Raw genomic sequence first — 508 nt, forward strand, 5'->3', positions numbered from 1 at the left:
ACGCTGGCGCAGGTGGTGCGGTGGATGTGTGAGGCGCCGGCCCGCCTCTACGGGATCCCCAACAAAGGGCGGCTGCAGGTGGGCTACGACGCCGACCTGGTGCTGGTGGATCGCCACACACCCAAACCGGTGCGGCGGGAAGAGCTGCTGACCAAATGCGGCTGGAGTCCCTTCGAGGGCTGGGAATTGGTGGGCTGGCCCCTAGTCACGATCGTGGGCGGACAGATTGCCTTTCAAAACGGCCAGGTGGATCCCTCGGTGCGGGGAAAGGCTCTTCAGTTTCAGCGCTAGCCAGGGATCCCTGCTATCCCGCAAGGGCTTCCGATAGCAGCAGGACAGAAGTGGCGCAGTAGCCTATCCTAGCTTCCCTCTCCCTTTGTGGGAGAGAAGCCAGGCCTGAGGGCGGGATGGCGCAAAAGCATCAGGAACGGTCTCAGGCTGGTTTGCCGATCACCACACACCTCGGCCTGCTGGGTCCGGCAACTCTGGCCCAGAAACTCGTGTTACT

1 protein-coding gene is annotated in these 508 nt (G+C 63.0%); it reads left to right on the forward strand.

Annotation, left to right across the window (positions count from 1 at the left end; genetic code table 11):
* Positions 1 to 291, forward strand: a 291-nt coding sequence (locus NW820_RS13515; protein ID WP_414407791.1) for an amidohydrolase family protein, incomplete at its 5' end; no start/stop codon positions are given.
* Positions 292 to 508 lie beyond the last annotated feature (217 nt).

Source organism: Synechococcus sp. R55.7, assembly GCF_047461955.1.
In the GTDB taxonomy this organism is placed as follows: Bacteria; Cyanobacteriota; Cyanobacteriia; order Thermostichales; family Thermostichaceae; genus Thermostichus.